We start from the raw sequence: 4,245 nt of genomic DNA on the forward strand, positions 1-4,245 counted from the left end.
GCGCATTGATCAGCGGCGTGCGGGCGACCATCACTGGCGTGGCGGATGAGGCGTCTGGCGACAGCATGGCGGCCAGATCGTTCCAGGCGCCGCCTTCTGCCACATGCAGCGCGGTGCCGGCGGGGACAACACCCGCGATGGTGGCAGCGGGGCTGCTGAGGGTGAAGCCTTCGCCGCTGATGGTGAATTGATTGCGGGCTGCGAATTCGGGACGGAACTGGAAGTATTGAGCGATGGGCACGCGCTCGGTGCTGATATCGCCATCGCGGCGTCCGCGCTCGCCGTTCACGCCGCCGTACGACCACAGCAGTTCCGCACCCGGCGGCAGACCTTTCCCTTCGGCGCGCAGGATCAATCCCTCCGTACGCGCATAGGCCAATACGTCCAGCCGCAGCACGGCGGTGGCGCCCCAGGCGGGATCGCGCAGTTCGTACAGCAGTTCGCCGGGCCGGTAGCGGGTGTCGATGCTGGCCGCCTCGTGCAGCCAGCGCGCGCCGCCGGGCCAGCGCAGCGCCAGCCGCAGATTGCCGCCACGGCCGGGCAGATACAGCATGAATTCGGGATTGTCGCCGCCGTCGACACGGAAGGCGCTGTGCCCACCATATAGGGAGCGGTTGAAGAACTCTGCGCCGTTGTGGATCACGAAATCGGGACCATCGGGCCGATAGCGTATCGGCCGGCTGACCTGGCCAGCGAGGTTGGGATGCAGCGAGGCGGCGGCAGGTGCGATTTCAGCGGCCGTGGCAGTGCTGGCAAGCAGGGCCAGGCAGCAGGCAAGTTTCTTCATTGCGATTTCCGGAGCGGACAATGAAGCTGATCATAGCGGCGCCATACGGGCCGGCATGCTCATGTTTGTGAGAGAAGCGCAGAAGGAGGGAGGGTGGTGCCCGAGGCCGGAATCGAACCGGCACGCCTTGCGGCGGCGGATTTTGAGTCCGCTGCGTCTACCAATTTCACCACTCGGGCATTTAAATGCGCCGTGCATTATTACCGATTTGACCAAGGGCGGCAAGTTGGCGTGAAAAGCATTGCAATAAATGCATGTAACTCATGGTTGCATATAGCTATGGACCACGCGCGCCGCATTGAAAAAATTCAAGGCCACCAGAGCTAGAGTTCCCTGTAACACACGCGTAGCATGAAGTGGTCATCCCCCAAGAAGATGGCCGACCCACGTGATGCAGATGCAGATTCGGAGGGTGAAGAAATGAATCACGTTGTCCTGAAATTGCTGGCCTTGGCTGTGTTGGCTGGCGTGGCGGTCGCTGCTGCGGCCATGGGATAAAACGCCATCATTCGCTACACACAGCTGCACAACTAGCAGCCTGTCGAAGTAGACCCGCAAGCGCAAGGCGTACTGGCCTTAGCGCTGGGTACCAGGCTTACATCAGGGATCGAGAGCGACACAATCGCCGCTTCCCGTCTTCATCGGCGCCCCGTATGCGGCGTGCCGATAATGATCCGGACCGCACCGTCCTTGCGAGGAACACCGGTCCGTAAAGCCGAATGCAGTTCATCGACGCGCCGTGCGTTCTAGTCCACGAAATCTGCGGTTCGTCGCTTGCCACTGCATGCCTGAGGCGGCATTTGCTACCTTGTAACCGTCCCCGCACAATTCCAAAGAGGCGGGGCCACCAGGCAAAATTCGGAGAAGATGATGAACAAGGTTCTGCTCAGTGCCATGGCCGCACTTACTCTGGCCTCAACGGGTGCTGCGCTCGCAGCTGACCCGCAAGACGCAACCGTCCAAATCCGCGCCAGCGAAGGCAACTACAAGCTGAAAATCGGAGAGTTCGACGACTACGCAAATCGCTATGCGCTCGACAACGGGTACAAGATCCGTTTCCAGCGCTACGCCAAACACTATTACGCCCAACTTTCGGGCGAACTACGGGAAGAGATGTTCCCCGTCGAACCAGGGGTCTTCATGACCGCCGCCGGAACCCGGGTGCAGTTCAAGGATCAGGGTGACATGGTCGAAATCGCGAATTTCGAACGTCTGCAGCCATCGCTTGCCGCGACCGGTATGCATATCACTGTCATCGCTCGCCGCTGAAGCTGCTCTTAAAAGAATCCAAACGGCTTGCATGGGCAAGCCGTTGATTGCCTCACCCTAACGGAGAATCAAAATGAAGAAGATCGCTATTCTGGGCGCCATTGCGGCGCTTTCCCTGGCCGCCTCTGCATCGGTACTGGCCGCTGGTCCACAAGACCCCACGGTGCAAATCAGTGCCGGCCAGGCAAGTCGCTACTATATGCCGCCTTCCAGCTTTGACGAATATGCCGGCCGCTTCGCGCTGGACAACGGCCAGCAGCTGCGCCTGTCGCGCCATGTGAACCACTACTATGTTGAACTGACCGGCGAGCAGCGTGCAGAACTGACGCCAGTGGGTCCGAATGCATTTGTGACGGATGCCGGTGCGCGCGYTGAACTGCGCGACCTGGGAGACACTGTCGCCATCAGCAACTATGAAAAGCTGCCGATGGCGGTGGCAATGAAAGCCACCAACGTGATGATGGTGGCCAAACGCTAAGCTGCTTTACGCAGCCTGCTGGAAGGGCGCCGTATCCAGGCGTTCTTCCAGCAGGGCGAAGATGTCATCCTTGGACAGCACATAGCGGTCCATCAGCTCGCCCTTGATCGATTCCATCACGGCGCGGTAATCGCCAATGGACTTCAGGGTGCGGCTATACAGCTCGTCCGCCTTGGACTCGAGCTGCGCCAGACCATGCTCACCGGCCGTCTCGCTCTTGAACTTGCTGTAATCGAGCTTGGAGCGCGAATACATCGATAGGCGGTTCACCATGGTGTCCAGCATATTGGTGGCCTTCTCGATATCGTTCTGGCTGCCCACCGAAATACCGCGCGCACCGTAGAACAATTCTTCCGCCGCCACGCCGCCGTACAGCTGCATCACATCGCGTTCCAGTTCTTCCAGCGTGCGCAGAGACATATCGTCGCCTGCCGACAGCACATAACCCAGCGCATTCAGCTTCGACACCGACTCGGTCGAAATCTTCAGCAGGTGCGACTTCTCTTTCACTTCCGCCAGCGGCAGTCCTTCGCGCAGGAAGGGATCGATCTGCATGAAGAAGTGGCCCAGCTCGTGCAAGGCGATACGCTCGCGCTGACGGGTTTTCTCAGCCGTGGTGGCGCGGTCGGTCAGGCCGATGGTGGCGCGCTCGAACGCGCGGAACATCAGGTCGGTGTTGATGACCTGCTTCTCCTGGATCGAGATCATGGAAGCGCGATCGACCACGGTCTCCAGCAGCGCGGGGCTGAGGTTGTTGGTGATCTCGGCCACCTGGTCCAGGTCCATATCGGTCCAGTCGACCAGGCCTTTCTCCTTGCGTTCCAGGAAGGAGCGCAGCAGCTCGCGGCGTTCGTTCTTATTCGGCAGGCGGAAGTTGATCTTCACGCTGAAGCGGCGCAGCATGGCTTCGTCCATCTGCGAGTTGGCATCGTCGAAGTTGGACGCGACAACCCAGATCACACCCGCGCCGTCTTCGCTCTTCACGCCGTCCAGCAGGCCGAGCAGGGTGTTGGCGGTATCGTCTTCCCATTTCTTCTCGCCGCGGCCGCGCGGCATGAACAGGGCCTGCGCTTCATCCAGGAAGATGATGCAGTTGCCGCGCGCGCAGGCCTTGCGGTACAAGGCGTTCAGCGCTTTCGAACCACCGCCGACATAGCCGGATTCCAGCGCCGAACCGGAGGCCTGGATCAGCGGATAGTTCAGGCGCTTGGCCAGGTAGCCGGCCAGCTTGGTCTTACCGGTACCCGCGGGGCCGGTCAGCATGACGTTGAACGGCTTGTCAATATTGTGCGATTTGTACACCTCGCGGTTGCGGATCATGTCTTCCAGGTGCAGCACTTCCTGCTTGATGTCTTCCATGCCGATCAGATCATCCATCGAGCCTTTCAGCTTGTCCGGCGTGATGACGGAAGCGGACATGCCCACGCCCGGAATGCCGAACTTCAGCACGAACAGCATCAGGCCGATCACGAAGATATCGAAGGCGTGGCGCTTCAGGAAAGAGCCCACTTCGGCGGTGGCGCCGCCATCGTCCTGCAGCACGCTCTTGTGCGCGGCCAGATAGTCTTCCTTGGCGATGGCATAAGGGATGTTATTGCGCAGCAGGACTTCGCGTTCCAGGCTCAGGTGCGAGGTGGACGGCACGACTACCACGTGCAGTTCCGGCTTGTCCTTGTACTTGTAGATATAGCGCGGCGCCTCGCTCAGCGGG

Annotated in this window: 4 protein-coding genes and 1 tRNA gene; 2 read left to right on the forward strand and 3 right to left on the reverse strand. The window is 60.3% G+C overall.

Annotated elements, in window-relative coordinates:
- Window positions 1-787: DUF4450 domain-containing protein (locus tag AB4Z11_RS24905; RefSeq protein WP_442028446.1), on the reverse strand; the 787-nt coding region annotated here is incomplete at its 3' end.
- Window positions 788-881: 94 nt separating this feature from the next.
- A tRNA-Leu gene (locus tag AB4Z11_RS24910) sits at window positions 882-966 on the reverse strand.
- A 688-nt stretch (window positions 967-1,654) separates the two neighbouring features.
- Here AB4Z11_RS24910 and AB4Z11_RS24915 point away from each other — a divergent pair.
- Both AB4Z11_RS24915 and AB4Z11_RS24920 read left to right on the forward strand, forming a co-directional pair.
- Complete coding sequence (locus AB4Z11_RS24915) at window positions 1,655-2,056, forward strand: hypothetical protein (RefSeq protein WP_442028447.1); 402 nt, start codon at window positions 1,655-1,657, stop codon at window positions 2,054-2,056.
- A 73-nt stretch (window positions 2,057-2,129) separates the two neighbouring features.
- Window positions 2,130-2,534: a hypothetical protein gene (locus tag AB4Z11_RS24920; RefSeq protein WP_442028448.1), complete on the forward strand. Its 405-nt coding sequence runs from the start codon at window positions 2,130-2,132 to the stop codon at window positions 2,532-2,534.
- 6 nt (window positions 2,535-2,540) lie between these two features.
- Here the strand turns inward: AB4Z11_RS24920 and AB4Z11_RS24925 are convergent.
- Window positions 2,541-4,245 (reverse strand): AAA family ATPase (locus AB4Z11_RS24925; protein WP_442028449.1); only part of this gene is annotated, 1,705 nt, incomplete at its 5' end.

It is taken from the genome of Pseudoduganella sp. RAF53_2 (assembly GCF_052113985.1).
Classification (GTDB): domain Bacteria; phylum Pseudomonadota; class Gammaproteobacteria; order Burkholderiales; family Burkholderiaceae_D; genus Rugamonas.